Here is a 23,733-nt window from a genome sequence, read left to right on the forward strand (position 1 = left end):
GGGTCAAACGGGTTCCGTCTAAGCGGCGCGTTTGTCCCCACCCGATCTCCGCGCGCGCCGTAACAGCATCCAACCCAGCACCACGGTGATCAACCCGGCGACAAGGAACCCCGACAGGCTTGAGGTTAGGTCCGAGATCAGGGTCAATTGCCCGGCGAAACTGTAGCCCAGTGCGATATAGCCAAAGACCCAGATCGCTTCGCCCGCCGCGTCCCACAGGGTAAAGCGCAACCACGGCAGACCGGACGCCCCGGCCGCCATGTTGACCCAAGGCCCCAAGGGCGCAAACAACCATGTGCTGAAGAACACGCCGATCTCGCCTTTGCGGCGGACCGTGTCCATCGCGCGACCATAGATCCGTTTTCGGGACTCGCGACGCGCGGTGAAGCGTTCGAGAAGCGGCCCGAACCGGCGTCCGATGGCAAACCCGGTCTGGTCGCCCAGAACGGCGCCTAGCCATGCACCGGCAAAGGCGGTTCCGCCGTCAAGGTCACCCGCCGCCACGAAGGCTCCACCTGCCAGCATCAACAGGGACGTGGGAATGGGGACAAGCAGACAGGAAAGATAGCACGACGCCGCCAGAACCCAGACGCCGTAATTGGCGACAAGTCCAAACAGCGCATCGCTCAAGGCTTTTGCACCGGGTCAGGGTCACGGTGTGCCGCGATGATTGCTTCGATCTGGCGGATGATCTCTTCGGCGGGGACACCGCGCGCTTCGGCCAGGTCGTCGATGGTCAGGCGCCGCGCGTCTGCTGGCGCCTCCAGCGCGTCGCGCAGTATCTCTGGCGGGATCGACCACGAATGGGCAACGTAGCGCGCGGTCATCCATCCTGCGATGGGTTCTTCCCGATGTGCGGGATCGGCCCAGTACACCCAGAACATCACCGACCGAACCGCGAAGAACAGCATGACCGCCGAGGCAAGCAGGAATCCCGCCAGCAAGAGCTTATGCTCCGTCCAAAGCCTGCGCACCGCAGAGGTCATTTCGCCAAGGCCTTGATCCCGCGACTGATGCCTTCAAGCGTCATGGGCACCATCGCATCCTCGAAGATCTCGCGGATCATCTGGATCGACTGTGTGTAGTGCCACTGCCGCTCGGGCGTTGGGTTGATCCACAGATTGTGCGGCCATTGCCGACGTACGCGCTGCAGCCAGACCTGACCGGCCTCGGCGTTCCAATGCTCGTTCGCGCCCCCCGCGTAAGCGATCTCGTAGGGGGACATGCTGGCGTCGCCCACAAAGATGCATTTGTAGTCAGGCCCATAGGTATTGAGCACCTCCATCGTCGGGGTCTGCGCATCCCAGCGGCGGCGGTTGTCCCTCCAGACACCTTCGTAAAGGCAGTTGTGGAAATAGTAATGTTCGAGATGCTTGAACTCCGCCCGCGCGGCCGAGAAGAGCTCCTCCACCACCTTCACATGCGGGTCCATCGACCCGCCGATGTCGAGAAACAGGATCACCTTGACCGCATTCCGCTTCTCTGGACGGGTCTGCACGTCGAGATACCCATGTTCCGCCGTCGCGCGTATGGTGCCATCCAGATCAAGCTCTTCCGTTGCCCCGTCACGCGCCCATCGGCGCAGGCGCTTCAGGGCCACCTTGATGTTGCGGGTGCCCAACTCGACGCTGTCATCCAGATTGCGAAACTCGCGCCTGTCCCAGACCTTGACCGCGCGCTGGTGGCGGCTTTCATTCTGCCCGATGCGCACGCCTTCTGGATTGTAGCCATAGGCCCCGAAAGGCGAGGTACCCGCTGTCCCGATCCACTTGCTGCCGCCCTGATGTCGGCCTTTCTGTTCTTTCAGCCGCTCTTTCAGGGTTTCCATCAGCTTGTCGAACCCACCAAGCGCCTCGATCTCGGCCTTTTCCTCATCGCTCAGGTGCTTTTCGGCCATCTTGCGCAACCAGTCCTCGGGAAGCTCCAGCGCGTCCAGCACACCATCGGTGGTCAGGTGCTCCAAACCCTTGAAAGCTTCGGCAAAGGCGCGGTCGAACCGGTCGATATGGCGCTCGTCCTTCACCATCGCGGTACGGGCCAGATAGTAGAACGCCTCGGGATCATAGGTCACCAACCCGGCGCGCATCGCTTCAAGAAAGCTCAGGTACTCCCGCAGGGACACGGGAACGCCGTTGGATCGCAATGTGTCGAAGAAGGGCACAAACATGCCCCTGATCTAGCAAGCGCTTGGTGCCATGACCAGCCGCGCCTGTTGTCACGGGTTCAAAAATATCCCGGGTGGAGGTCGCCACGCGAGGTCGGGGGAAGATCGCCCTAATGTTTCGGTCGACCGAAACACACGATGCGTCGACGCATCGTGCCTGCGCTCAGAACACCAGTTTTTCGATGGCGATGGTCAGGATCAGGCCGATCAGCGCAAAGGCAATGGCGTAAACCGTTCCGTATTGCAACATGTCCGCGCGGTTGCCCTTACGCCGTTTCGCGGTCATGGCCCCGATGATGGCCCCGAGAAGTGCGCCTGCTAATACGATCATAAACTGCCTCTGGCCCTTGTCAGCGGGTTGAGCGATGCGATCTCGCGCAGTTTTGCCCGCACGGACCAGTCCGAGCCGAACCCGTATCGTGCCCATCCCAGACTGTCCAGACGCACATCCGCCCCCGCAGAGACCCGACCGGCAAGGTCCAGCGCCTCGGCGCGCAACATCAGCAGCGTCGCCAGCAGCGCCGCATTTTCATGCCGCGCGGCAAGGTCGATCGAAATCCCGGTCAGGTGGATTGCGGCCTCGGGATTGTTTTCGGTCAGCGCATAGGCCGCGAGCTGCGAGGCGACATAGGCACGGTGCAGTTCCGCATTCGGGGTCCGCGCGAAATAGGTGTCCGCCTGCAGGAATTGCGCGCGCGCCGCGTCGGGATCGGTGCTCTGCAAGATCCGCCCCATGGCGTAATGGGTGAAACCACGGCGGTGGTCCTGCCACCCCATGGCAGACGCGATGCTCATGGCCTCGGTCGCCGCGGCCCGTCGTGCGATCGGCGAGGCACCGGGACCGAGCGCGGTCTGGATGGCGTCGATCCAGGGCCGGGGTGTCCGCGCCGCACGGACGGCGGGCAAGGCTTCGCCCTCGGGGTTCAGCCGCGCGAGTATCCCCGGAAGACGGCTCGCCACATCGTTGCGGGACATGCCATTGTGCAAGACCGGGTCATAATAGGCCCGCAGGATCAGCATGTCGTATCCGGTCAGCACCGTGTGCACATTGTCGTCGTTGAAGACGGAATCGGGCAGGCGGTAAAGATCATTGAGCGGCCCCAGCGCCTGTGCCAGTTCCTCGTGCAGGCAGTCGCGGGCCTCCTGCGGGCTGGAATCGTTGGGCAGGAAGATGGCGAGCCGTGTTCGGTTCGTGATCTTGCCCCAATTCACGCGGTTGGTCCGCCGCGCCTGCCGGTATTCCGACAGGGTCGAGACGTTGGGAACGACAAAACAGGCGGCCTGCGGCAGGACGCGTTGGATCTCGGCCCGGCTCACCGCGTTGATGGTGATATTGGCGTCTGGCGCGACGGTTGAGAAAATGTTGATCCCGGCCTCGGTGCGCAGCCGGTGCAAGAGCCGGTCCAGATCGCTGGGGACGGTCGGATGTACACTGCCGACGAGGCGCACGCTGATCGGCCCTTCGAAGCGGGTGAACACCTCGAGGTCACGCCCGGATTCCAGCCCCATGGCCAGATCCATGAAATCCCGCGCAAGATCCGCATTCGATGTCCGAACCGGCTGTGGCCGAGGCACGGAAAACACCTTCATCGCAGGCAGGCTCGAGTCGACGAAAACGGCGCGCGTGGCAGGCTCCGTTTGCGACACCGGCATACAGGCGCCCAGAAACAGGTAGAGCGGCAGAAGGAACCGGCGCATCCGTCAGCCCCGCTGATACTTGATGAACGGGGTCAGCTGACCGATGCGGTCATAGAGCTGGCGTGCGGTGTGGTTGAACTCCTGGGTGGACCAATAGACCGATGGCGCACCGGCCAAATCGGCCTGCGCATAGACCGCTTCGATCAGCGCCCGTCCGACACCCATGCCGCGCGCGGCCGGGTCTGCGTAGAGGTCCTGCAGGTAGCAGACGTTCTCGACCTTCCAGCAGTGCCGGTGGAAGAGGTAATGCGCCAAACCAAGGGGCGTGCCGTCTCTCTCGGCCACAAGCCCGGAGTAGTCCTGTGGGTCATCGCCCAAAAGCCGCTCAAAGGTCGTTTCGTACACGGCCTGCGGCACCGACGTTTCGTAAAACGTCAGGTAACCGCGCCACAAAGCGCACCACGAGTCGTAGTCGTGCGCACGCAAAAAGCGCACGTTCAGTTCGGTTTGGGACACGTATGAAGCCTGCCTGCTCGTTGCGGATGCTTGATGCTCCGCGGTTTTTTTGTCCTCTGTGAGGGCAGCTTACGGCGAAAAGATGGTTTTTGCCTAGATCGAACGAATTGGCCCGAATCACTTTTTCGCCCGATTCGCGAATCTAGTGCAAAGTTGATTAAAATCAGAGTGTTAACCTGTGCAAATAGGCAACAGATCAGGTCTTGGGGCGCGCCGTGTGTACGGGCTTGGCGCGGGCGCAAAGACGGTGTCTATCGGTTCCGTGAAATTCAGGGTAAGCCGCGCCAATGACACAAGACGCTCCGCTCGACATCTTCCTCTCCGGCACGCCGGGCTTTGAACACCTTCTGCGCGACGAAGCCGCGGCCTTGGGCTTTGCCAATGCGACTGCAGTTCCCGGTGGCGTGACCTGCGACGGCGACTGGTCCGAGGTCTGGCGCGCAAACCTCATGCTGCGTGGGGCGGGGCGGGTGCTGGCGCGGGTGGCGCGGTTCCGCGCGATGCATCTGGCGCAGCTCGACAAGCGGGCGCGCAAGATCGACTGGACAACGCTTTTGCGCGCCGACGTGCCCTACTGGGTGGAAGCGACGTGCCGCAAATCCCGCATCTACCACGCAGGCGCCGCAACCGAACGGGTGGAAACCGCCATCGCCGATGCGCTGGGGGCCAAACCCACCGAGAAGGCCGGCCTGATCGTGCGGGTGCGGATTGAAGACGACCTCTGCGAGATCAGCCTCGACACGTCTGGTGAGGGCCTGCACAAACGTGGCCATAAACAGGCCATCGGCAAGGCGCCCATGCGCGAGACGCTCGCCGCTTTGTTCCTGCGCGCCTGTGGCTATGACGGGTCAGAACCCGTGCTCGACCCGATGTGCGGCTCGGGCACCTTTGTGATCGAAGCGGCCGAGATGGCAATGGGCCTTGCCCCCGGCCGCGACCGCCGCTTCGGGTTCGAGGATCTCGGGTCCTTCGATGCAGGGGGGTGGTCCACGCTCAAGGCGTCACTTGCAGAACCCAAACCCACTGATTTGCGCTTCCATGGCTATGACCGCGATGCTGGTGCCATCGCCAATGCCACGGCCAATGCCGACCGGGCAGGGGTAGGGGGCCTTACAAGCTTCACCCATCAGGCCGTGGCGGACCTTAGCCCGCCCGACGGCCCGCCGGGCCTCGTGATCGTCAACCCGCCCTATGGCGCGCGGATCGGCAACCGAAACCTGCTCTTTGCGCTCTACGGGTCGTTCGGCACGGTGATGAAAGAGCGGTTCAAGGGCTGGCGCGTGGGCATCATCACCTCGGACAAGGGTCTGGCGCGGGCCTCGGGGCTGCATTTCCGCAATGTGAGCGCGCCGATCCCGCATGGCGGCCTCAAGATCCAACTCTTCCAGACCGGTCCTTTAAAATAGCCGGTCGCCGACCGTGTCCGTCGACTGAAACGCGCAGATGCGTCGACGCATCTGCGCCCCGATCTTACCGCCGTTCGCGCCGGGCCATGAAGGCCAACCGCTCGAAGAGATGCACATCCTGCTCGTTTTTGAGCAGCGCCCCGTGCAGCTTGGGCAGCGCATTCGCCCCGTCGCGCTTGAGATCCTCCGCCGTCATATCCTCGGCCAAGAGCAGCTTGAGCCAGTCCAGCACTTCAGAAGTTGACGGCTTCTTTTTCAATCCCGGCTGTTCGCGCAGCTCGTAGAACTGCGTCAGCGCGGTGGTCAGCAGCGCCTCTTTCAGCCCCGGATGATGCACCTCGACGATGCGGCGCAATGTGTCCGGATCGGGAAAGCGGATGTAGTGAAAGAAACACCGCCGCAGGAACGCGTCTGGCAGCTCTTTCTCGTTGTTCGAGGTGATGATGACGATGGGCCGCTGCCGCGCCTTGATCGTCTCGCCGGTCTCGTAGACATGGAACTCCATCTTGTCGAGTTCCTGCAGAAGGTCGTTGGGAAACTCGATATCCGCCTTGTCGATTTCGTCGATCAGCAGCACGACTTTTTCATCCGCCTCAAACGCCTGCCACAGCTTGCCCTTGCGGATGTAGTTGCGCACGTCGTTGACGCGCTCGTCGCCCAACTGGCTGTCTCGCAAACGACTCACCGCGTCGTATTCATACAAACCCTGCTGCGCCTTGGTGGTGGACTTGATGTTCCACTCGATCATGCGCAGGCCCAGCCCGGCCGCCACCTGCCGCGCCAATTCCGTCTTGCCGGTTCCAGGTTCTCCCTTGACCAGAAGCGGCCGTTCCAGCGTCACGGCGGCGTTCACCGCGATGGTCAGATCGTCGGTTGCCACATAACTGTCCGTGCCTTCAAATCTCATATTCTTTTACCTTTTGTCTCATCGACCCATTGCCTCGAAATCACCCCATTGTGCAGCTATTCGGTAGTGACATCCCTTGGGCCTTCGGTTAAGTGCTGCGCACAGGGGTGCCAGATATCTAGGGGAATTTCTATGACGGATACTGGCTTAGCTAAGGGAACCAAGATGAAAGCCGAATCTTTCCTGCCCGACGACTACAGACCCGCCGAGGATGAGCCCTTCATGAACGAGCGCCAGCTCGAGTGGTTCCGTCGGGAACTGCTGGAACAGCGCAACGAGCTTCTGAGCGACAGCAAATCCACCATCGCAGGTCTGCAGGACGGCACACGTAATATTCCGGATGTCGCGGACCGCGCCTCCGAAGAAACCGACCGCGCGCTCGAGCTGCGGATCAGGGACCGTCAGCGCAAGCTGGTGGCCAAGATCGACGCTGCGCTGCGCCGGATCGACGAGGGCGAGTTTGGCTATTGCCAGGCCACCGGCGAGCCTATCTCGCTCAAGCGTCTGGTGGCCCGTCCGACCACCACGCTGAGCCTCGAGGCGCAAGAGCGCCATGAACGGCGCGAGCGCGTGCATCGCGACGATTGACGCGCGACGAATGTGATCGGAATTGGCGCGCCGGGGCACTTGCTCTGGCGCGTTTGTTTTGAGGGGGCGGGGTCTTGGACCTGAACGCATTGGACATCACCGTGATCGGTGGCGGCATAGGTGGCCTGACCTGTGCGCTGGCGCTGCGCCAGCGCGGTGCCAGCGTGACGGTGCTTGAACAGGCGCAGGCCATTACCGAAGTGGGTGCAGGCATTCAGGTCTCCCCGAACGGGTTGCGGGTCATCGAAGCGTTGGGGTTGGGCGATGATCTGGCCAGCCGCTCGGTGCAAGGGCAGGCGGTCTCGCTGCGCAATGGCAGCACCGGGTCCGAGGTGGCACGGCTTGATCTGACCCGCTTGCCACCCGACCAGCGCTACCTTTTTGTGCATCGCGCCGATCTGGTTGATCTCCTGTCCGCCGCGGCCCGCGATCAGGGAGTGACAGTGCGGCTGCTTCAGCGTGTGGATACGGTCACACCCGGACCCCGTCCGCGCATCGTTCTGGCCACCGGTGACACCCGCAACTCCGATTTGGTGATTGGTGCCGATGGCATCCATTCCGCCGTGCGTCCGGTTCTGAACGCCACGCAAAAACCGTTCTTCACCGGGCAGGTCGCGTGGCGCTGCATCGTGCCCAACAGCACCGGACATCCCGCCCATGCCCGTGTGCATATGGGGCCGGGGCGGCACATGGTGACCTATCCGCTGCGTGACGGGTCACTGCTGAACGTCGTCGCTGTGGAAGAACGCGCCCAATGGGCCGCCGAAAGCTGGTCGCAAAAAGACGATGCCGACAATCTGCGCAAGGCTTTTGCCGGGTTCGATGCCGAAGTGCACCAGATCCTGTCGCAGGCCGAAGCGCCGGGTGTCTGGGGTCTTTTCCGCCATCCCGTCGCGGCGCGTTGGCATGGGGCGGGCATGGCACTGCTCGGGGATGCGGCACATCCCACCCTGCCGTTTCTGGCACAAGGCGCCAACATGGCGATGGAAGATGCGTGGGTGCTGGCGGATGCCTTGGCGCAGGCCTCTGACATGGACGCAGGTCTCGCGGCGTACCAACTCCGCCGCAAGGCGCGGGTCACACGGGTGATCGACGCCGCCAGTAAGAACGCTCGCAATTACCACCTGTCTCCGGGACCGTTCCGCTTTGCCGCCCATACCGCGTTGGGTCTGCTCAGTCGGGCGTCACCCGGACAGATGCTGGGTCGGTTCGATTGGCTTTACGGGTATGATGTGACCCGACCTCAGATCGCGTGACCTACCACCATCGCAGGGGGAGACAGCGCCGCGCGGCGTGATATGGTCCCGCCAAAGACCAAAGGAGGCCATGACGATGGAGCGGTTTGACAGGTGTCCCGAAACGGCGCTCGATTGGCACCGGTCCGGCAAGGGGGCGGTCCTCGCAACGGTGATCGAGACATGGGGCAGCGCGCCGCGCCGTGTCGGATCACAGCTTGCCATCTCCGGCGAGGGCGAGATCGAGGGGTCTGTTTCGGGCGGCTGCGTCGAAGGCGCTGTCGTGGTTGAAGCGATGGACGCACTCGCCGATGGCAAACCTCGCGAATTGGAATTCGGGGTCAGCGATCAGGATGCCTTTGCGGTGGGTTTGGCCTGCGGTGGCACCATCCGGGTTCTGGTGGAGCCTGTGGGCGCGGTGCTGCCTGAGGACATTCTTGACCAATTGGTAAAATATCGCGCCGCGCGCAAACCTGTGGCCTATGTGGTTGATCTGGAGGCAGGAACGCGGACCTTGACCACCGACGGCCACACGCAAGCCTTCCGTATGGATCGCTCCGGCTTCGTTGAAGACACACGCACTTTCGTCGCTGTCCATAATCCACCGTTGCGGCTCATCATCGTGGGTGCCGTGCATATTGCGCAGGCGCTGGTGCCGATGGCGCGGATCGCGGGCTATGACCCGACGCTGATCGACCCGCGCGAGGCGTTTGGGTCGGACAGTCGCTTTCCGGGTGAAACCATCCTGCATGACTGGCCGGACGAGGCGATCAGCCAACTTGGATTGGACAGCCGCACCGCGCTGGTGCTCTTGACGCACGATCCGAAACTGGACGATCCGGCGCTTGAACAGGCGCTGCGGGCAGAGTGTTTCTATATCGGTGCGCTGGGATCAACTCGCACCCATGCCAAGCGGGTGGATCGTCTGATGGCCGCCGGGTTCAGCGATGCCGAGATCGCGCTGATCCACGGCCCCATCGGGTTGGACATCGGCGCATCTGGCCCTGCGGAAATCGCAGTATCGATCCTGGCGGAAATGACCCGCGTTTTGCGGAAAGGCGCATGAAGTTCGGCGCGGTTCCCTTGGCCGAGGCAGAGGGCGCAATCCTTGCGCATTCCGTCGCTCTGCCCAAAGGGAGGTTGCGCAAGGGCGTTACGCTGGATGCGATCGCGCTGAGCAAGCTTTCGGCGGCTGGGGTACACCACGTTACGGTGGCCCGGATGGAAGCTGATGATGTGCACGAGGATCGCGCCGCCGAACGGCTCGCGGAGGCGCTGGTGCCAGACCCGGCAGCGGTGCATTTGCGGGTGGCTCCTGCCAGCACCGGGCGTGTGAACATCTATGCAACGCAGAACGGAGTGGTCCAGATCGACGCGGCCAAGATAAACGCCGTGAACGCGGTCCATCCCATGGTCACCGTGGCCACGGTTCCCGAATGGCACCGCAGCGCGGCGCGTGGCATGGTGGCGACGGTCAAGATCATCGCTTACGCCGCACCCGAAGCCGCCGTGGCGGCTGCCTGCGAAGCCGGGCAGGACGCACTGGCGCTGCGCCCTGTGACACACACGCGGGCGCTGCTGATCCAGACCAGCGTTGGTGGGCGGGATGACAGCGCCAAAGGCCAGCGCGCGATGGGGCAGCGGTTCGACCGCATGGGGGTCGCCCTTGGCCCCAAGACCGTCGTGCCGCACGAGGCTGAGGCGTTGCGCCAAGCTCTGGTCGCGGCCGCGCCGGACTATGACATGCTGTGTATTCTGACCGGATCGGCCACATCCGATCTCTACGATGTTGCGCCCGAAGCGGTCAGGGCCGCCGGAGGAGATGTCGTGCATTACGGGATGCCGGTGGATCCCGGTAACCTGCTCTTCTGGGGGCATCTGGGCGACGTGCCGGTGATCGGCCTGCCGGGATGCGCCCGGTCGCCTGCGTTGAATGGTGCAGACTGGGTGTTGGAACGTTTGCTCTGTGATGTTCCTGTCCGCCCGCAGGACATCATGGGAATGGGGGTTGGTGGGCTTCTGAAGGAGCCGCCATCGCGGCCCGCCCCGCGCGAGACGGCATAGAAAAAGCGACCCGAAGGTCGCTTTCAAAAATTGCCAAATAATGGATCGCGATTATTTCGGAAGCGGTCCGATCATCATGACCATCTGGCGTCCTTCCATCTTCGGCATGTTCTCAACCTTGCCATGCTCTTTCGAAGTCTTCGGCCACACGTTCCAACAGCTCGCGCCCAAGGTTCTGGTGCGCCATCTCGCGTCCGCGGAACCGCAGGGTGACCTTCACCTTGTCGCCATTTTCAAGGAACTTGAACACACTCCGCATTTTCACGTCGTAATCGTTCTTGTCCGTGTTCGGGCGGAACTTGACCTCTTTGATCTCGATGATCTTCTGCTTCTTGCGCGCCTCGGATTCCCGCTTCTGCTGTTCGTATTTGAACTTGCCGAAATCCATGATCTTGACAACCGGTGGCGTCGCGTTTGGCGAAATCTCGACAAGATCAAGCCCGGCTTCTTCAGCGAGCTGCATGCCACGTTCAGGCGTGACAACGCCGATGTTTTCTCCGTCCGCGCCGATCAGGCGGATTTCCGGGGACCGGATGCGTTCGTTGATGCGGGGGCCGGTCTCGCGCGTGGGGGGCGCGTTGTGAGGTCTGCGGGCTATGGTGTCGCTCCTTTGGTGCAGTTCAAATCAGGGCTGCAAAGTAGTCGTCATGCCGTTGGCTTTCAAGCGGCTTTTCGGCGGAACTGAGCCGAGCGCCAAGGGTTTCCCCCTTGTGGGCCCGCAGGGCGAGGCGCACATGCATCCCACAGGCACGCGTTGCGAGGTTGCAGCGCAGCAAAAATTCATCAGGGGGTTTTAAAACCAATGAAAAATCTGATCATTCTGGCAGTCGCCGTGGCAGTCGGCATCGGGGCGTGGGTGTTCACGCAATCCGGAACCACGCCGCAAACCGTCGAGACCGAGGGTGACGCCGTGACAGACACAGCAGAGACGATGGCGGAGACCGCCGAAAGTGCCGCGACTGAGGCCGCAGAGGACGTGACGACGACGGTCGAAGAGAGGCAGAATGCTGTCGAGGAAACCGCTGGCGACGCTGTCACAGCCGTGGAAGACGCGGTGAACGAGGCGGCAGAGGCCATCGACAGCGTCGCGGCTGAAGCGACCGAAGCGGCCAGCGACGTGGTCGAACAGGCAGAAACGGCTGTCAACAACGCCGTCACCGCGATCAACGAGGCGGCGCATGATGCGGCAACCGCGCTGGAAACGGCGATGGACACAGCCACCGGCGAGGCGGACAGCGCGGCAGATGTGGCAACGGACGCTGCCGATGCTGCGGTTGACACAGTAACAGATGCCGCTGATGGCGTTGCGGATACCGCAACCGAGGCAACCGATATGGCTGCTGAGGCAACCAATGATGCCGTTCAGGCGACAGAGGACAGTGCAGCACCCGTTGCTGACACAACCGCCGAAGCGGGCACTGACATCGCAGAGGCGCTGACAGTCGACGGGTTCGATTACGATCGGGTGATCGCCTATATCGACCAGTCCGATCTGTCCGTGCTGATCAAGACCTCGACCAAAGCCGCGCTGGAACAGGCGCGGGACAACCCTGAGCAATTGCAGGCGCTGCTTGCCACGTTGAGGGACCAGCTTGGCCTGTAAGGCGCATCAAAGAACAAAGAGAAAGCCGCGCGGGTAATCCCCTGCGCGGCTTTATATTTAGTGTCTTATGGCTTGTTCTTGATGTGACGCATCAATCAAGAAACGCTTTTTCAACCACATAGGTTTGTGGGTCGGAATTGGCGCCTTCCTTAAGCCCGTAGCCTTCGAGCATGTCCTTGATTTCAAGGTTGAAGGCAAGGTTGCCACAAACCATGGCACGGTCGGTTTCCGGGCTGATGACGGGCACACCCAGATCTTCAAAGCATTCGCCCGAGCGCATCAGGTCGGTGATGCGGCCCATCTTCGGGCTCTCTTCGCGGGTTGTGGTCGGGTAGTAGCGCAGCTTGTCGGCAAAGCCTTCGCCGATCAGTTCCGCCAGCAATTCGTCGCTGCGGATCGTGTCGATCAGTTCTTTGCCATATTGAAGCTCACCCACTTCGCGGCAGGTGTGGGTGAGGATGACCTCGTCGTAATCCTCATAGGTCTGCGGATCCCGCAAAAGCGAGGCAAAGGGGGCGATGCCGGTGCCGGTGGCGAAAAGCCAGAGCCGTTTGCCTGGCAGCAGCGCGTCATGCACCAGCGTGCCGACGGGTTTCGGGCGCAGGATGATCTGATCGCCCGGCTGGATGTGTTGAAGGCGGCTGGTCAGCGGACCGTCCTGTACCTTGATCGAGTAGAACTCAAGTTCCTCGTCCCAAGACGGCGACGCGATGGAATAGGCGCGCAGAAGCGGCTTTTCGCGACCGGATTTTTCATCCGTCTGCATCAAGCCGATCATCACAAATTCGCCCGAGCGGAACCGCAAGGACGCAGGACGTGTGACCCGGAAGGAAAACAGTCGGTCTGTCCAGTGTTTGACCTCAGTTACGGTCTGCGCGTCGGGGATGGCAAGGGTCTTGGCGGGCGCTTTGGTGGCTGTGGCTTCGGTCACGGGTGTCAACTCTGTCATGTTTTCCTTACCGGCTCGTGTAAACCGGTCCCTTACATCTATCTTTGATTTACATCAGACGAAACCCGCCCATGGTCGCAGGGACCGGGCGGGTGGTCTTTCGGTCGCAGTTTGGGCTCAGGCGGCGAGGCCGCGCAGACGCGACTGGTAGTCATGGGCCCGCCAATCGGCGCGGACCAGCCATTGGGCTTCGGGCTGTCGTGCGGCGAGGTCGTCGCTGATTTCCACATCATCAAAGCCTGAGCGGCGCGCCATGGCGTATTGATCTGCGATGACATGACCTTGTGCGCGCAGCCAGCCCTTGTAGCCCTGCTGGCGGATCAGCCGTGCGAGGGTAAAGCCGCGCCCGTCCGAAAAGCTGGGAAAGTCGATGCGGATCAGTTCCTTGCCGATCAGCAGGCATTTGAGCCGCGCAGGATCGGTGTCCGAGGGCAGGTCGATGCGCGCCTCGGGGTCAATCCAGCGCGTCGGGTCGTCTGTCAGAAAGCCGCTGTCGTTGATCAGAACGGTCATTTTGTGGCTCCTTTCGGGGCGGGCCGGTGCAGGCCGCATTCGGTTTTTTCACTGTCGCGCCAACGGCCTGCACGGGGATCTTCGCCCTTTGACACGCGGGTGGTGCAGGGGGCGCAGCCGATGGACGGGTACCCCTTGGCCACAAGCGGGTGGCGAGGCAGGTTGTGTGTGTCGAGATGCGCCGCGATGCGGGCAGGTTTCCAGTCGATCAACGGGTTGATCTTGATCCGGGCGGTGCCATCGTCGAGGTCGAAATAGTGCAAGCCTTGACGGGTCCGTGCCTGATGCCGTTTGCGCCCGGTGATCCATGCGTCATAACCCTGAAGCGCGTGATTGAGCGGCTGGGTCTTGCGCAGGTCGCAGCAGGCGTCGGGATTGCTGAAGCGCAGGGCGCCGTACGGATCGACCGCTTCAACCGTCCGTTTGGACGCGCGGATCACCTGCACGTTGGTCAGGCCCAGATGATCGGCGAGCGTTTGCTGGTAGGTCAGGGTTTCCTCAAACAGCAGCGCGGTGTCGATGAAGAGCACCGGCAGGTCGCGGTCGATCTGCGCGATCAGGTGCAGAAGGACCGCCGAATCCGCGCCGAAGCTCGACACCATCGCAACATGGTCGAAGACTCCGCGCGTCAGCACGGCTTCGAGCAGGTAGGAGGTGCCGAAATGCCGATAGTGGGCGTTCAGATCGGTGACGCGATCCTGTGCGGCCATGCGCTCGTCAAGCGGAACCCCGCTTGCCTCGCGGTTGTGCTGAGTCAGGTCAAGCATCACGCGGCCTTCTGTTTCTTGTCGCTTTCGCCATAAAGCGCGGTCTTGAACGGGGTCATGCCAACGCGGCGGAACGTGTCGATGAACGTCTCGTCGGCGCTGTCACGCTCCGACAGGTAGGTGTCGACGATCCGTTCGATGGCGGGCACGATCTCGTCCGCCGAAAAGCCGGGGCCGGTGCGCTGACCGATGGCGGCGGTTTCGGTGTGATCGCCTCCCAGCGTGATCTGGTAGTTCTCCACCCCCGCGCGGTCGAGGCCAAGGATGCCGATATGGCCCACATGGTGATGTCCGCAGGCGTTGATGCAGCCCGAGATCTTGATCTTCAGGTCACCCACCTCGTGTTCCAGCTTGAGCTGGTCGAAACGCGTAGCGATCTCCTGCGCGATTGGGATCGACCGGGCTGTGGCCAGCGCGCAGTAATCCATACCGGGGCAGGCAATGATGTCGCTGATCTTGCCGATATTGGCGGTGGCGAGGCCCGCCGCCTTCAATGCCGCGTGGATCGCGGGCAGGTCGGCCTTGTGCACATGCGGCAGCACGACGTTCTGTTCGTGGCTGATGCGCAATTCGTCATGTCCGTAACGTTCTGCCAGATCGGCCATCACGCGCATCTGGTCGGCGGTGGCGTCACCCGGTGTCGCGCCATGCGCCTTGAGGCTGATCTGCGCAATCGCGTGGCTCGGCGCGCGGTGGGCGCTGAGATTGGTGTCGGCCCAGGAGCGGAACACCGGGTCATTCGCGTAAGCCAGATCGAACGGGCCGGAGTCGCGGTCTGCGAACGCGGGCGGCGCGAAATCTGCTTTGATCTGTGCAAAAAGCTGCTGGTCCACACCGGTGAACGCGGGGCGCAGCAGGGCAAACCGCTCTTCGACACGCGCGCGGATGTCGTCAATGCCATGTTCATGTACGGTGATCTTGATGCGGCTTTTGTACTTGTTGTCGCGACGGCCCAGCAGGTTCCAGACACTGACCACCGCTTCGAGATAGGGCAGCAGGTCCGCTTCGGGCAGGAAGTCACGGACAACCTTTCCGATCATCGGGGTGCGGCCAAGGCCACCGCCCACGATGACTTCGAACCCCGGCTCGCCTACATCGTTGCGGACCATGCGCAAGCCGATGTCGTGGGCGCGTGTCACGGCGCGATCGTTCGGAGATCCGGTGACGGCGATCTTGAACTTGCGCGGCAGGAACTGGAACTCCGGGTGGTCGGTGGACCACTGGCGGATCAGCTCGGCCACCGGGCGCGGATCGGCAATTTCATCCGACGCGGCACCTGCGAAATGGTCGGCGGTCACGTTGCGGATCGTGTTGCCAGAGGTCTGGATGGCGTGCATCTGCACCTCGGCCAGCGCGTCCAGCATATCCGGTACGTCACGCAGCGTGGGCCAGTTGAACTGGATGTTCTGCCGCGTGGTGAAATGGCCGTAGCCCTTGTCCCACCGCTCGGCGATGTAGGCAAGCTGCCGCATCTGGGCGCTGTTCAGCGTGCCATAGGGGATTGCCACGCGCAGCATGTAGGCGTGCAGTTGCAGGTAGAGCCCGTTCATCAGGCGCAGCGGCTTGAATTCGTCTTCGGTGAGCGAACCGTCGATGCGGCGTTCCACCTGCGCGCGGAATTGGGCGTTGCGCTCGGCCACGAAGGTGGCGTCGAAATCGGTATAGCGGTACATCAGAGAGCCTCGGACTGTTTGCCGTGGGGATAGTTGGACGGGCCGCGCATGCGGAACGCCTCGCGGAAATGGGTGGGCTTGGGGCCTTTGGCGTCAGGGGCCACGTCGGCCAGATAGACTCCAACCACTTCAGAGGTGCGGGTGCTGGCGTCGATCAGGCGGATTTGCGCATCGGCCTCGTCGGTCAGCACATCCGCATCCTTGAGGTTGCGGGTCCATGTGTCGTCCTGGGTCAGGTACACCACATCGCCTTCGAGCAACGCGTTGGCGGTGATGACTTTCGGCGTGAAGATCGCAGGCATCAGATGATCTCCTGAATGTGGGGCAGAGCCGTTTCGACCGCATCGCGCGGGGCCAAACCGTACATGAGAAGCGCAGGACCAGTGATGTCGGCCTCGGCCAGAATGGCGGGAAGCGTTGCCAGAGTGACGCTGACAATGCGCTGGTCTGCCCGGCTTGCGTTTTCGACAATCGTGACCGGCGTGGATGGTGTTGCCCCATGCATGAGCAGGCGGCCCTGAATGAACCGCGCGGCTTTCTTGGCCATGTAGATCGCGGCGACCTCACCCTCGCGGGCCAGCGCGCGCCAGTCGTGATCGGCATAGCCCTGCATGTCATGCCCGGTGATCAGACGCACGGCAGTGTTGCGCCCGCGCTTGGTCAGCGATTGGCCAAGGGCGGCCACGGCAGCGGAGGCGGAGGTGAGGCCCGGTACGATGGTGTAGTCGAGACCCGCCGCGATCACCGCATCCAGTTCTTCGTCCAGACGACCAAAGACGGTGGGATCGCCGGCCTTGAGCCGCACGACACGCGCGCCGGTCAGAGCTTCTTCCACGATCATCGCGTTGATGTCGGCTTGCGTGACCGACGGGCCGAACCCTTCTTTGCCCGCATTGCGCAGACGGGTCTGGGGGCCGACCAGCGCGAGGATCTCGGCGGTGACCAGACGGTCATGGATCACCACGTCGGCCTCCTGCAGCGCGCGCAGAGCCTTGACCGTCAGCAGATCCGGATCACCGGGGCCCGCGCCGACAAAGGCGACGGGCTGGAGCATGGTCATGTGCAGGTCGCGTGGCATCGGCTCGTCCTCTTCACCGCGTTTCTTGCGTCTAAAATAGAATTTTGTTCCAGTATTCTTCCAGACCCTTGCGGAAATAAGGAAATCTGTTCTATCAGGCCAGTGCGTAAGGACAGGTGGTCCTTGAAACCCGAAGAAAGCAGAACAGTGATGAAGATCGACGACACGGACCGGAAAATTCTTGTCGAGTTGCAAACGGATGCGGCGCAGTCGCTGGACGATATCGCCCGCAAAGTGGGGTCATCGAAGACGCCGGTCTGGAACCGGATTCGCAAGATGAAAGAGGCCGGGATCATCGGCGCGCAGGTGGTGCATCTTGATGCGGATGCACTTGGGTTCGAGGCCTGTTTCTTTGTCCTGATCCGCACCAGCGAACATGACGCGGCCTGGCAGCGCGCGTTTCTGAAGGCGCTGCAGGACCGCCCCGAAGTGCAGGAGGCGCACCGACTGGCGGGGGATATCGACTATATCCTCAAGGTGCGCGTAAAGAACGCGCGGGCCTATGATGCGTTCTACCAGGCGCTGATCGCGGAGGTGAAGGTGCACAACGTGACGGCGCTTTTGTCGATGGAGGAGATCAAGTCGACCACGGCACTGCCGCTATAGCCAAATTGGCGGCGCGGGTGTGAAGGTTGCATGCGCGTATTTGGAAAGAGAAGAAGACAGGAAGGCGCGCGATTCTTTACTTCTTCTCTTTGAAAATACGCTCTAATAACCGCCCGTCTAGGCGCGCGTCAGGAGGTCTGAACCATCAGACGCTCCAACCCATGGAAATGGTAGGTGTTGGCGTAAACGGGTGGTTCCGCGAGGCGCAGTTTTGGGCAGCGGTCCCAGAGGATCGGCAGGGCGATTTGTAGCTCCAGCCGGGCCAGCGGTGCGCCGACGCAGAAATGCAATCCGCCGCCAAAGCTGGTGTTCTGTGTCACGGGGCGGGTTGGGTCGAAGAGATGGGCGTCGGGCCATTGAGCCGGGTCGCGATTGGCCGAAGCGAGAAGCAGCGCCACCTGATCGCCACGCTGGAAGGTATGTCCGTAGAGGGTGATGTCTTCGTAGGCATAGCGCGTGAACATGTGCAGGGGCGGGTCGTAGCGGAGAATTTCCTCAACCGTTTTGTCGTCGATCCGATCCGTGCCGGCCTCCAGCAATGTCTTGATGCCGTTTCCCAGCGTGTGGACCGTTGCCTCGTGGCCCGCGTTGAGGAGCAGGATGCAGGTGGTGATCAGCTCATCGGTCGAAAGCTTTTCGCCTGCTTCTTCGGCAGCGATCAGGTGGGTGATGAGGTCATCGCGGGGGTCATGGCGGCGGGTGTCAATATAGCTGCGCAGGAAGTCGGAGAACTCGGCGGCGGCTTGGGCGGCGGCGTCTTCGGTCGTGCGGGTGCGGCTGGCCTGGTACATGGCGACCATCGCGTTGGACCAGCGCAGGAGTTGCGGAGCCATGTCGTCGGGCACGCCGAGCAGGCGCGCAATGACGATCACCGGGATCGGTTGGCAGAAGGTGGTCAGAATGTCGAAGGGCGCTCCCGAAGGAAAAGTATCAATCTTTTCGTGGGTTAGTGCCGTTATTTCAGGTTCCAGAGCCTTGATCCGGCGCGAGGTGAAGGCGCGCAGGACGAGGCCGCGGAGGCGGGTGTGGCGGGGCGGCTCCAGTTCCAGCATCGAATGGGCCTCGACCGCGTAGAACGGGGCGAGGTGATCGGGGATCGTGGGGGCAATTTCGGGCGGCACCTCGCGGCCAAATCGTCGGTCGCGCAGGATGGTATGCACCGCCCGGTGGCTGGCGGCGCAGGGCATGGCGTATTCGTCCCACCATGCCAGATCGCCTGCGGAGCGGAGGCGATCATAGAACGGGTAGGGGTTCTGAACGAAGGCGGGGTCGGTCGGGGATTGGGATAACCGCTGCATGCCTTTGCGCGGTCAGCCGTTCAAGGCCGTGACGATGGGGGTGAAATCGGCGGCTTTCAGGCTTGCACCACCCACAAGTGCGCCGTCCACGTCCGCGACGGCAAAGATCTCGGTCGCGTTGGAGGCTTTGACGCTGCCACCGTAGAGCAGGCGGATCGCTTGGGCGGTGTCGGTGCCGAAGCGCTGGATCAGGGTCGACCGCATGAAGCTGTGCACCTCGGCGATCTGGTCGGTGGTGGGCACCTTGCCGGTGCCGATGGCCCAGACGGGTTCGTAGGCGATGACGGTGTTGTCGCCGGTCACATCGTCCGGCAGGGATGCGGCAAGCTGCCGGCCCACCACATCGAGGGTCTTTCCGCTTTCGCGTTCATCGAGGGTTTCGCCAACGCAGACGATGGCAGTCAGGCCTGCGGCCCATGCGGCGAGGGTTTTGTAAGCGACGAGCGCATCGGATTCGCCATGATCGGCGCGGCGCTCGGAATGGCCGAGGATCACGTAGGTGGCCCCTGCATCCTTGAGCATGGCGGCGGAGACATCGCCCGTGTGGGCGCCGGATGCGGCGGAGTGGCAATCCTGACCGCCGATGGCGATCGAAGCGGCTTTGGCGGCGGCTGAGGCGATCAGAGTGGCGGGTGGGCAGATCAGCACTTCGGCAGCGCCAGCGGCGGCGTCCTGTAACGCGTCAAGCTCGGTCAGGGCGGCGGTGGTTCCGTTCATCTTCCAGTTTCCGGCGGCGAGTTTGCGGCGCATGAGGGGCTCCTGCTGGTGATCTTGGTTCAGGGCGCATCATCGCGGGCCGGGCAGCGGCGTCAAGGGCAGTTGCATGGGCTGTGGATGGCTGGCACAAGCCCGACCAACAGATCAGGAGGGCGACAGATGATCCCGAGACTTGACGCGCAGGCCTTGCTCGCGGGCGATGCGGAGGCCTTGACGCTGATGCGGAGTGCCGCCGAAGAGGTGGGGTTTGCCACGGTGTACAACACCAAGTTCACCTCGGCCCGGATGCGGTTCGTTCTGGCGGCCTACCGTGCATTCTTTGCCCTGCCGGTCGCGGTCAAGGATCAGGTGAACATGGCGCGCACCGGGTCGAACCGGGGTTGGGGTGCGCCGAAATCCGAGCAGGTCGATCCGAACGCGAACCCGGATTACAAAGAGGTGTTCGATTGCGGCTACACCTTGCAGGACGGGGATATGCGGGTGGCCTTGTCGGTCTATGCGCCGAACCACTGGCCGGATCGGCCCGCCGGGTTCGAGCAGGTGATCCGGGCGTATTATGCGGACGCGCTCGATGTGGCGCGGGGTATTCTGCGGGGAATTGCCATGTCCATCGGCGCGGATGCGGATTTCTTCGAGGACAAGTTCGACTGCCCGATGGCTCTTTTGCGGGGCAATTACTACCCGCCGCGCCCGGACTGGGCCGGAGACAAGGATTTCGGCATCGGTGCCCATACGGATTACGGCTGCCTCACGCTTCTGGCGACGGATGGTCAGCCGGGGCTGGAGGTGCAGCCGCGCGGGCGCAGTGACTGGCTGCCAGTGCAGGCGCCTCCGGGGGAGTTCATCATCAACTTCGGTGAGATGCTCGAGATGTGGACCGAGGGCCGTGTTGTTGCGACACTGCACCGGGTCAAGGGCGGCGCGGATGAGCGGATTTCGGTGCCGCTGTTCTTCAACCCGAATGTGGAGACCAATGTCGCGCCGCTCGGGTCAGGCAAGCTGATCCGGGCAGGGGATCACCTGACCAAGCGCTATGCCGAGACCTATGTGCATTTGCAGGGGAAGGGGTGATTGGGCGTTTTTTGTTTGGTCTCACGAAGACAGAGCCCGGCGGAATACCTCTGTATTGAGGTGTTCAGGATGTTGAGGCCGAACCTCGACTGAGCGGGCGGAGCCGCCGTCGGGCGGCCACCACATTGCCAAGGAGGATTTGGCAAATCTCTCAAGGGTCGCCCTCTTTAGTTGAGTACTGATATCACGCTCGACATGTCGACCTTGGGGCCAAGCGCTTTCACCGCCCGTGCGTAAAGGTCAGAGCTGACGGCGAGTTGCGGTGTCGCCAAGCACAGCCGCGCAGCTTCTGCTCGGATCAGGCAGGTGCTCGTATGCGCGTCTGCCACGCCGGCCTGCACCGCAAAATCGCTGTCGATCATCTTGGGCAGTTTGATGGTCACGAAATCGCTGCTGAGAGGGCCTGCCTCCACGGCTTGCGTGAACTTGTCCAACGGAAGGCCAGCTTTGCGCGCGAAACTGGTCGCCTCTGCCAAGGCGACGAGGCTGGAGCAAAGGTAGAGGTTGATCGCCAGTTTCATGCGCAAGGCATCACCGGCGGCCCCGCAATGGATCTGATCCTTGCACATGGGGCGCAAGAGAGGGGCCGCCGCGTCCGCCACAGCGCGATCACCCCCCAGCAGACAGACAAGTTGGCCTTTCTCCGCAGGCACCCGCGAGCCGGACACCGGCGCTTCGAGATAAGCCCCGCCCGCCTGTGCGATGTCGTCGGCCAGTGCCACCGAATAGCTGGGATCGACGGAGCCCATGCCGATGATCGTCTTGCCCCGCACATTCTCGGCGAAGGCGGCCGTGTCCCGCTCCAGCACGGCATCGACGGCATCCTGGTTCAGCAGTATGAGAATGGAGGTCCGAGACCCACGCAGAACGGCCCGCGGGGATCGAGCAAATGCGACATCGCATCCGTCCGGGAAAACATCCGGGGCCTTTTGCGTCCTGTTCCACACGTTCAGCGCAACGCCATGCCGCGCGAGGTTCCGCGCCATGGGCAATCCCATGGTGCCCAATCCGATGAAACCGACCTTGTCCATGATCCCTCCGATCCATATGCCAGTAAGAAATAGAGTATGGCACTGGATTGGGGGTGTTTTTTGCCAAATTGAGGTATGATTCAGTGAATTTTGAGTGTGATGCGCGAAGACTCACTGCATTAATGGCGCAGCGCACCAATGGAAATGAGCATGACCATGCAGCACGTCCTCGACGACATCGACCGGAAGATCCTTCGCCTGCTGCAGCAAGACTGCAAGCAGACCAGCAACGAGATCGCCGACCAGGTCGGGCTATCGCAGACCCCGTGCCTTCGGCGCATCCGCAACATGGAGGCTGCCGGTATCATCGAACGATATACGGCGATCCTGAACCCCGACACCCTTGGCCTTGGCATGACATTCTTCACCCGCGTCTGGCTGACCGGACAGGACGAGACGACCGTTGAACGGTTCACCAAGGAAGTGCGGCGCCTGCCAAATGTTGTGGAATGTCATTTGATGGCGGGGGATTGCGACTTCCTTCTGCGCATTCTGGCCGCCGACATCACAGCCTACCGGCGGTTTCAGATCGAGTATCTGAACGCCCTTCCGGGTGTTCAAAACGTCAAGACCGAAATCCCGATGCAGCGGATCAAGTATTCTAATGAGATCCCCATTTAGTTGCATCCGTCCGAACGCCTTCTGCGGATGCTCGTGGACGCGGTAAGACTGCAAAGCAGCGCCTTTCAGATCACAAGCCGGTCTGGCTCACGCCTTGAGGTTCGGCGCGCCGTTTGCGTGTTCGGTGGCCAGTTCTTCCACATCCTTGAACTTGATCGACTCCCCACATCCACAGGCGTCTGCGACGTTCGGGTTGTTGAAGTGGAAGCCGGATTCGAGCAGCGAGGTCTGGTAGTCGATCTCGGTCCCGAAAAGGAACATCTGCGCCATCGGGGCGATCATCACCACCGCTCCGTCCTGTTCGACAACCTCGTCGTTGGGGTCGGGGGTGTCGACGTAATCCATGGTGTATTCCATACCCGCGCAGCCGCCTTTCTTGACGCCGATGCGCAGGCCGGCATGGCCTTTCGACTCCATCAGCTTGCGCACTTGGGCGGCGGCTTTGGGGGTCAGGGTGACGGCTTGTTTTCCGGGGATGCCGAACATGGGATCTCTCGCTTTCGCTGTTGTTCTTAACCTAGGGGCTTGCTGCCGCGATCTCAAGAAGGGAAAGCGTGGCGTATCCGGTGGCCAGCCCCCAGCCAAAGGAGGCGAGCGTACCAATGATGACGTATTCGCCCGCTTTCTGGCCTTTCGATGCGGTGTCGAAGCGCAGAACGGATTTTGCGGCGATCAGGAAGCCGGTCGCGGTGGCCTCGCCCACGCAGAGGAAGAGAAAGATCAGCCCGCGTTCCAGTTTGCCGATCATGCGGCCTGCATTGTCCAGCCCTTCGGCGGTTGGTCCAGCCTCGTCTGCGGCGAATTGCTCGGTGTAGGGTTTCATCAACAGACCTACGGCAAAGCCTCCGGCCCAGATCGACACGATCGCGCCACTGAGCAGGATGGCGGGAGCTTGCAGGAGCGCGATATGATCGGCCCAGAGACCGGTGACAAGCGCGTTGGGGATAAGGATCGCCCCTGCCACAAGTGTTGCCATATGGGCCACCTGATCCAGCAGAAAGGCGGGCAGACTGTCGCGCCATGTTGCGGGCAGGGCCCAGACCTTGATGGCGTCGATGACGAAATGCGCGGCCGCGATCCCGAGCGCCAGCTGCCAGTGCCCCCCGAGCGCGGCGAAGGTCAGGACGAAGACAATCGCGATATGCAGGACGAGAAAAAGAGGTTCTGACTTGCGCCGGATCAGCACGTCGGGCTGCGCCAGAAAATCAGCGATGAGATGGGCCAGCAAGAGGGCTGCAAAGACATTGATCATGGGAGCCTCCGCAAGGGTTCGAGCTTGCTTTGCTGG

The 23,733-nt window shown here is 62.3% G+C and carries 27 protein-coding genes and 1 pseudogene; 9 read left to right on the forward strand and 19 right to left on the reverse strand.

Translation table 11 applies throughout. The features are described 5' to 3' along the window. Window positions 1-18 precede the first annotated feature (18 nt). The 6 genes from ACMVPR_RS04410 to ACMVPR_RS04435 all read right to left on the reverse strand — a co-directional run bounded on the left by ACMVPR_RS04410 (window position 19) and on the right by ACMVPR_RS04435 (window position 4,318). Window positions 19-630 (reverse strand): DedA family protein, encoded by a 612-nt coding sequence (locus tag ACMVPR_RS04410; RefSeq protein WP_416881877.1) that lies wholly within the window; start codon window positions 628-630, stop codon window positions 19-21. After that, the gene (locus ACMVPR_RS04415; RefSeq protein ID WP_416881878.1) at window positions 627-986 is read right to left on the reverse strand and encodes a hypothetical protein; all 360 of its coding nucleotides are present in this window, start codon (window positions 984-986) and stop codon (window positions 627-629) included. Before ACMVPR_RS04415 ends, ACMVPR_RS04410 begins: the two co-directional genes overlap by 4 nt. Next, window positions 983-2,167 (reverse strand): vWA domain-containing protein, encoded by a 1,185-nt coding sequence (locus ACMVPR_RS04420; RefSeq protein ID WP_416881879.1) that lies wholly within the window; start codon window positions 2,165-2,167, stop codon window positions 983-985. Before ACMVPR_RS04420 ends, ACMVPR_RS04415 begins: the two co-directional genes overlap by 4 nt. A 160-nt stretch (window positions 2,168-2,327) precedes the next feature. Further along, a complete protein-coding gene (locus tag ACMVPR_RS04425) occupies window positions 2,328-2,495 on the reverse strand; it encodes an apolipoprotein acyltransferase (protein WP_416881880.1) in 168 nt (55 codons plus the stop codon). Further along, complete coding sequence (locus ACMVPR_RS04430) at window positions 2,492-3,862, reverse strand: DUF2927 domain-containing protein (RefSeq protein WP_416881881.1); 1,371 nt, start codon at window positions 3,860-3,862, stop codon at window positions 2,492-2,494. The genes ACMVPR_RS04425 and ACMVPR_RS04430 overlap by 4 nt, the downstream gene beginning before the upstream one ends. A gap of 3 nt (window positions 3,863-3,865) precedes the next feature. After that, the gene (locus tag ACMVPR_RS04435) at window positions 3,866-4,318 is read right to left on the reverse strand and encodes a GNAT family N-acetyltransferase (RefSeq protein WP_416881882.1); all 453 of its coding nucleotides are present in this window, start codon (window positions 4,316-4,318) and stop codon (window positions 3,866-3,868) included. 287 nt (window positions 4,319-4,605) lie between these two features. Between ACMVPR_RS04435 and ACMVPR_RS04440 the strand changes: the two genes are divergently transcribed. Next, the gene (locus tag ACMVPR_RS04440) at window positions 4,606-5,724 is read left to right on the forward strand and encodes a THUMP domain-containing class I SAM-dependent RNA methyltransferase (protein ID WP_416881883.1); all 1,119 of its coding nucleotides are present in this window, start codon (window positions 4,606-4,608) and stop codon (window positions 5,722-5,724) included. Between the two features lie 64 nt (window positions 5,725-5,788). Here the strand turns inward: ACMVPR_RS04440 and ACMVPR_RS04445 are convergent, their stop codons facing one another. Beyond that, window positions 5,789-6,631 (reverse strand): AAA family ATPase, encoded by an 843-nt coding sequence (locus tag ACMVPR_RS04445; RefSeq protein WP_300583922.1) that lies wholly within the window; start codon window positions 6,629-6,631, stop codon window positions 5,789-5,791. 165 nt (window positions 6,632-6,796) lie between these two features. On the opposite strand from ACMVPR_RS04445, the gene dksA reads away from it, so the two are divergent. The 4 genes from dksA to ACMVPR_RS04465 all read left to right on the forward strand — a co-directional run bounded on the left by dksA (window position 6,797) and on the right by ACMVPR_RS04465 (window position 10,518). Beyond that, the gene (gene dksA, locus ACMVPR_RS04450) at window positions 6,797-7,219 is read left to right on the forward strand and encodes an RNA polymerase-binding protein DksA (protein WP_300583924.1); all 423 of its coding nucleotides are present in this window, start codon (window positions 6,797-6,799) and stop codon (window positions 7,217-7,219) included. 74 nt (window positions 7,220-7,293) lie between these two features. Beyond that, window positions 7,294-8,475, forward strand: coding sequence for an FAD-dependent oxidoreductase (locus ACMVPR_RS04455; RefSeq protein ID WP_416881884.1), 1,182 nt, complete (start codon window positions 7,294-7,296; stop codon window positions 8,473-8,475). 76 nt (window positions 8,476-8,551) lie between these two features. Further along, window positions 8,552-9,520: an XdhC family protein gene (locus tag ACMVPR_RS04460; RefSeq protein ID WP_416881885.1), complete on the forward strand. Its 969-nt coding sequence runs from the start codon at window positions 8,552-8,554 to the stop codon at window positions 9,518-9,520. After that, on the forward strand, window positions 9,517-10,518 hold the full coding sequence (locus tag ACMVPR_RS04465; RefSeq protein ID WP_416881886.1) for a molybdopterin-binding protein: 1,002 nt from the start codon (window positions 9,517-9,519) through the stop codon (window positions 10,516-10,518). Before ACMVPR_RS04460 ends, ACMVPR_RS04465 begins: the two co-directional genes overlap by 4 nt. Before the next feature lie 51 nt (window positions 10,519-10,569). Here the strand turns inward: ACMVPR_RS04465 and infC are convergent. Continuing rightward, window positions 10,570-11,116 (reverse strand): annotated as a pseudogene (gene infC, locus ACMVPR_RS04470) (translation initiation factor IF-3). A 204-nt stretch (window positions 11,117-11,320) separates the two neighbouring features. Between infC and ACMVPR_RS04475 the strand changes: the two are divergent. Further along, window positions 11,321-12,121 carry a translation initiation factor 3 gene (locus ACMVPR_RS04475; protein ID WP_416881887.1) on the forward strand — a complete coding sequence of 267 codons (801 nt, stop codon included), beginning with the start codon at window positions 11,321-11,323 and terminating at the stop codon, window positions 12,119-12,121. A gap of 91 nt (window positions 12,122-12,212) precedes the next feature. On the opposite strand, the gene ACMVPR_RS04480 is transcribed toward ACMVPR_RS04475, so the two are convergent. From ACMVPR_RS04480 to cobA, 6 genes are all read right to left on the reverse strand, one after another. Beyond that, complete coding sequence (locus tag ACMVPR_RS04480) at window positions 12,213-13,070, reverse strand: ferredoxin--NADP reductase (RefSeq protein ID WP_416881888.1); 858 nt, start codon at window positions 13,068-13,070, stop codon at window positions 12,213-12,215. 117 nt (window positions 13,071-13,187) lie between these two features. Further along, window positions 13,188-13,583: a DUF934 domain-containing protein gene (locus ACMVPR_RS04485; protein ID WP_416881889.1), complete on the reverse strand. Its 396-nt coding sequence runs from the start codon at window positions 13,581-13,583 to the stop codon at window positions 13,188-13,190. Next, on the reverse strand, window positions 13,580-14,350 hold the full coding sequence (locus ACMVPR_RS04490; protein WP_416881890.1) for a phosphoadenylyl-sulfate reductase: 771 nt from the start codon (window positions 14,348-14,350) through the stop codon (window positions 13,580-13,582). Before ACMVPR_RS04490 ends, ACMVPR_RS04485 begins: the two co-directional genes overlap by 4 nt. Continuing rightward, on the reverse strand, window positions 14,350-16,023 hold the full coding sequence (locus tag ACMVPR_RS04495; protein ID WP_416881891.1) for a nitrite/sulfite reductase: 1,674 nt from the start codon (window positions 16,021-16,023) through the stop codon (window positions 14,350-14,352). Before ACMVPR_RS04495 ends, ACMVPR_RS04490 begins: the two co-directional genes overlap by 1 nt. Then, on the reverse strand, window positions 16,023-16,325 hold the full coding sequence (locus ACMVPR_RS04500; RefSeq protein WP_416881892.1) for a DUF2849 domain-containing protein: 303 nt from the start codon (window positions 16,323-16,325) through the stop codon (window positions 16,023-16,025). Before ACMVPR_RS04500 ends, ACMVPR_RS04495 begins: the two co-directional genes overlap by 1 nt. Next, on the reverse strand, window positions 16,325-17,101 hold the full coding sequence (gene cobA, locus ACMVPR_RS04505) for a uroporphyrinogen-III C-methyltransferase (protein WP_416881893.1): 777 nt from the start codon (window positions 17,099-17,101) through the stop codon (window positions 16,325-16,327). The genes ACMVPR_RS04500 and cobA overlap by 1 nt, the downstream gene beginning before the upstream one ends. A gap of 150 nt (window positions 17,102-17,251) precedes the next feature. Between cobA and ACMVPR_RS04510 the strand changes: the two genes are divergently transcribed. Then, window positions 17,252-17,707: an Lrp/AsnC family transcriptional regulator gene (locus tag ACMVPR_RS04510; RefSeq protein WP_300583941.1), complete on the forward strand. Its 456-nt coding sequence runs from the start codon at window positions 17,252-17,254 to the stop codon at window positions 17,705-17,707. A 128-nt stretch (window positions 17,708-17,835) separates the two neighbouring features. Here ACMVPR_RS04510 and ACMVPR_RS04515 read toward each other — a convergent pair whose 3' ends face one another. Both ACMVPR_RS04515 and tpiA read right to left on the reverse strand, forming a co-directional pair. Beyond that, a complete protein-coding gene (locus ACMVPR_RS04515; RefSeq protein ID WP_416881894.1) occupies window positions 17,836-19,005 on the reverse strand; it encodes a cytochrome P450 in 1,170 nt (389 codons plus the stop codon). 12 nt (window positions 19,006-19,017) lie between these two features. Beyond that, window positions 19,018-19,755 carry a triose-phosphate isomerase gene (tpiA, locus tag ACMVPR_RS04520; protein WP_416881895.1) on the reverse strand — a complete coding sequence of 246 codons (738 nt, stop codon included), beginning with the start codon at window positions 19,753-19,755 and terminating at the stop codon, window positions 19,018-19,020. A 126-nt stretch (window positions 19,756-19,881) separates the two neighbouring features. Here tpiA and ACMVPR_RS04525 point away from each other — a divergent pair, with 126 nt between their 5' ends. Next, complete coding sequence (locus tag ACMVPR_RS04525; RefSeq protein ID WP_416881896.1) at window positions 19,882-20,793, forward strand: isopenicillin N synthase family dioxygenase; 912 nt, start codon at window positions 19,882-19,884, stop codon at window positions 20,791-20,793. Window positions 20,794-20,960: 167 nt separating this feature from the next. Here the strand turns inward: ACMVPR_RS04525 and ACMVPR_RS04530 are convergent, their stop codons facing one another. After that, a complete protein-coding gene (locus tag ACMVPR_RS04530) occupies window positions 20,961-21,824 on the reverse strand; it encodes an NAD(P)-dependent oxidoreductase (protein ID WP_416881897.1) in 864 nt (287 codons plus the stop codon). Between the two features lie 150 nt (window positions 21,825-21,974). Between ACMVPR_RS04530 and ACMVPR_RS04535 the strand changes: the two genes are divergently transcribed. Continuing rightward, window positions 21,975-22,445, forward strand: a complete 471-nt coding sequence (locus ACMVPR_RS04535; protein WP_300583951.1) for an Lrp/AsnC family transcriptional regulator — start codon at window positions 21,975-21,977, stop codon at window positions 22,443-22,445. An 87-nt stretch (window positions 22,446-22,532) separates the two neighbouring features. Here the strand turns inward: ACMVPR_RS04535 and ACMVPR_RS04540 are convergent, their stop codons facing one another. Then, window positions 22,533-22,931, reverse strand: coding sequence for a HesB/IscA family protein (locus ACMVPR_RS04540; protein ID WP_416881898.1), 399 nt, complete (start codon window positions 22,929-22,931; stop codon window positions 22,533-22,535). A 31-nt stretch (window positions 22,932-22,962) separates the two neighbouring features. Next, window positions 22,963-23,697, reverse strand: coding sequence for a DUF3307 domain-containing protein (locus tag ACMVPR_RS04545; protein ID WP_416881899.1), 735 nt, complete (start codon window positions 23,695-23,697; stop codon window positions 22,963-22,965). Between the last annotated feature and the right edge of the window lie 36 nt (window positions 23,698-23,733).

This window comes from Marivita sp. (assembly GCF_048006345.1).
Lineage (GTDB): Bacteria > Pseudomonadota > Alphaproteobacteria > Rhodobacterales > Rhodobacteraceae > Marivita.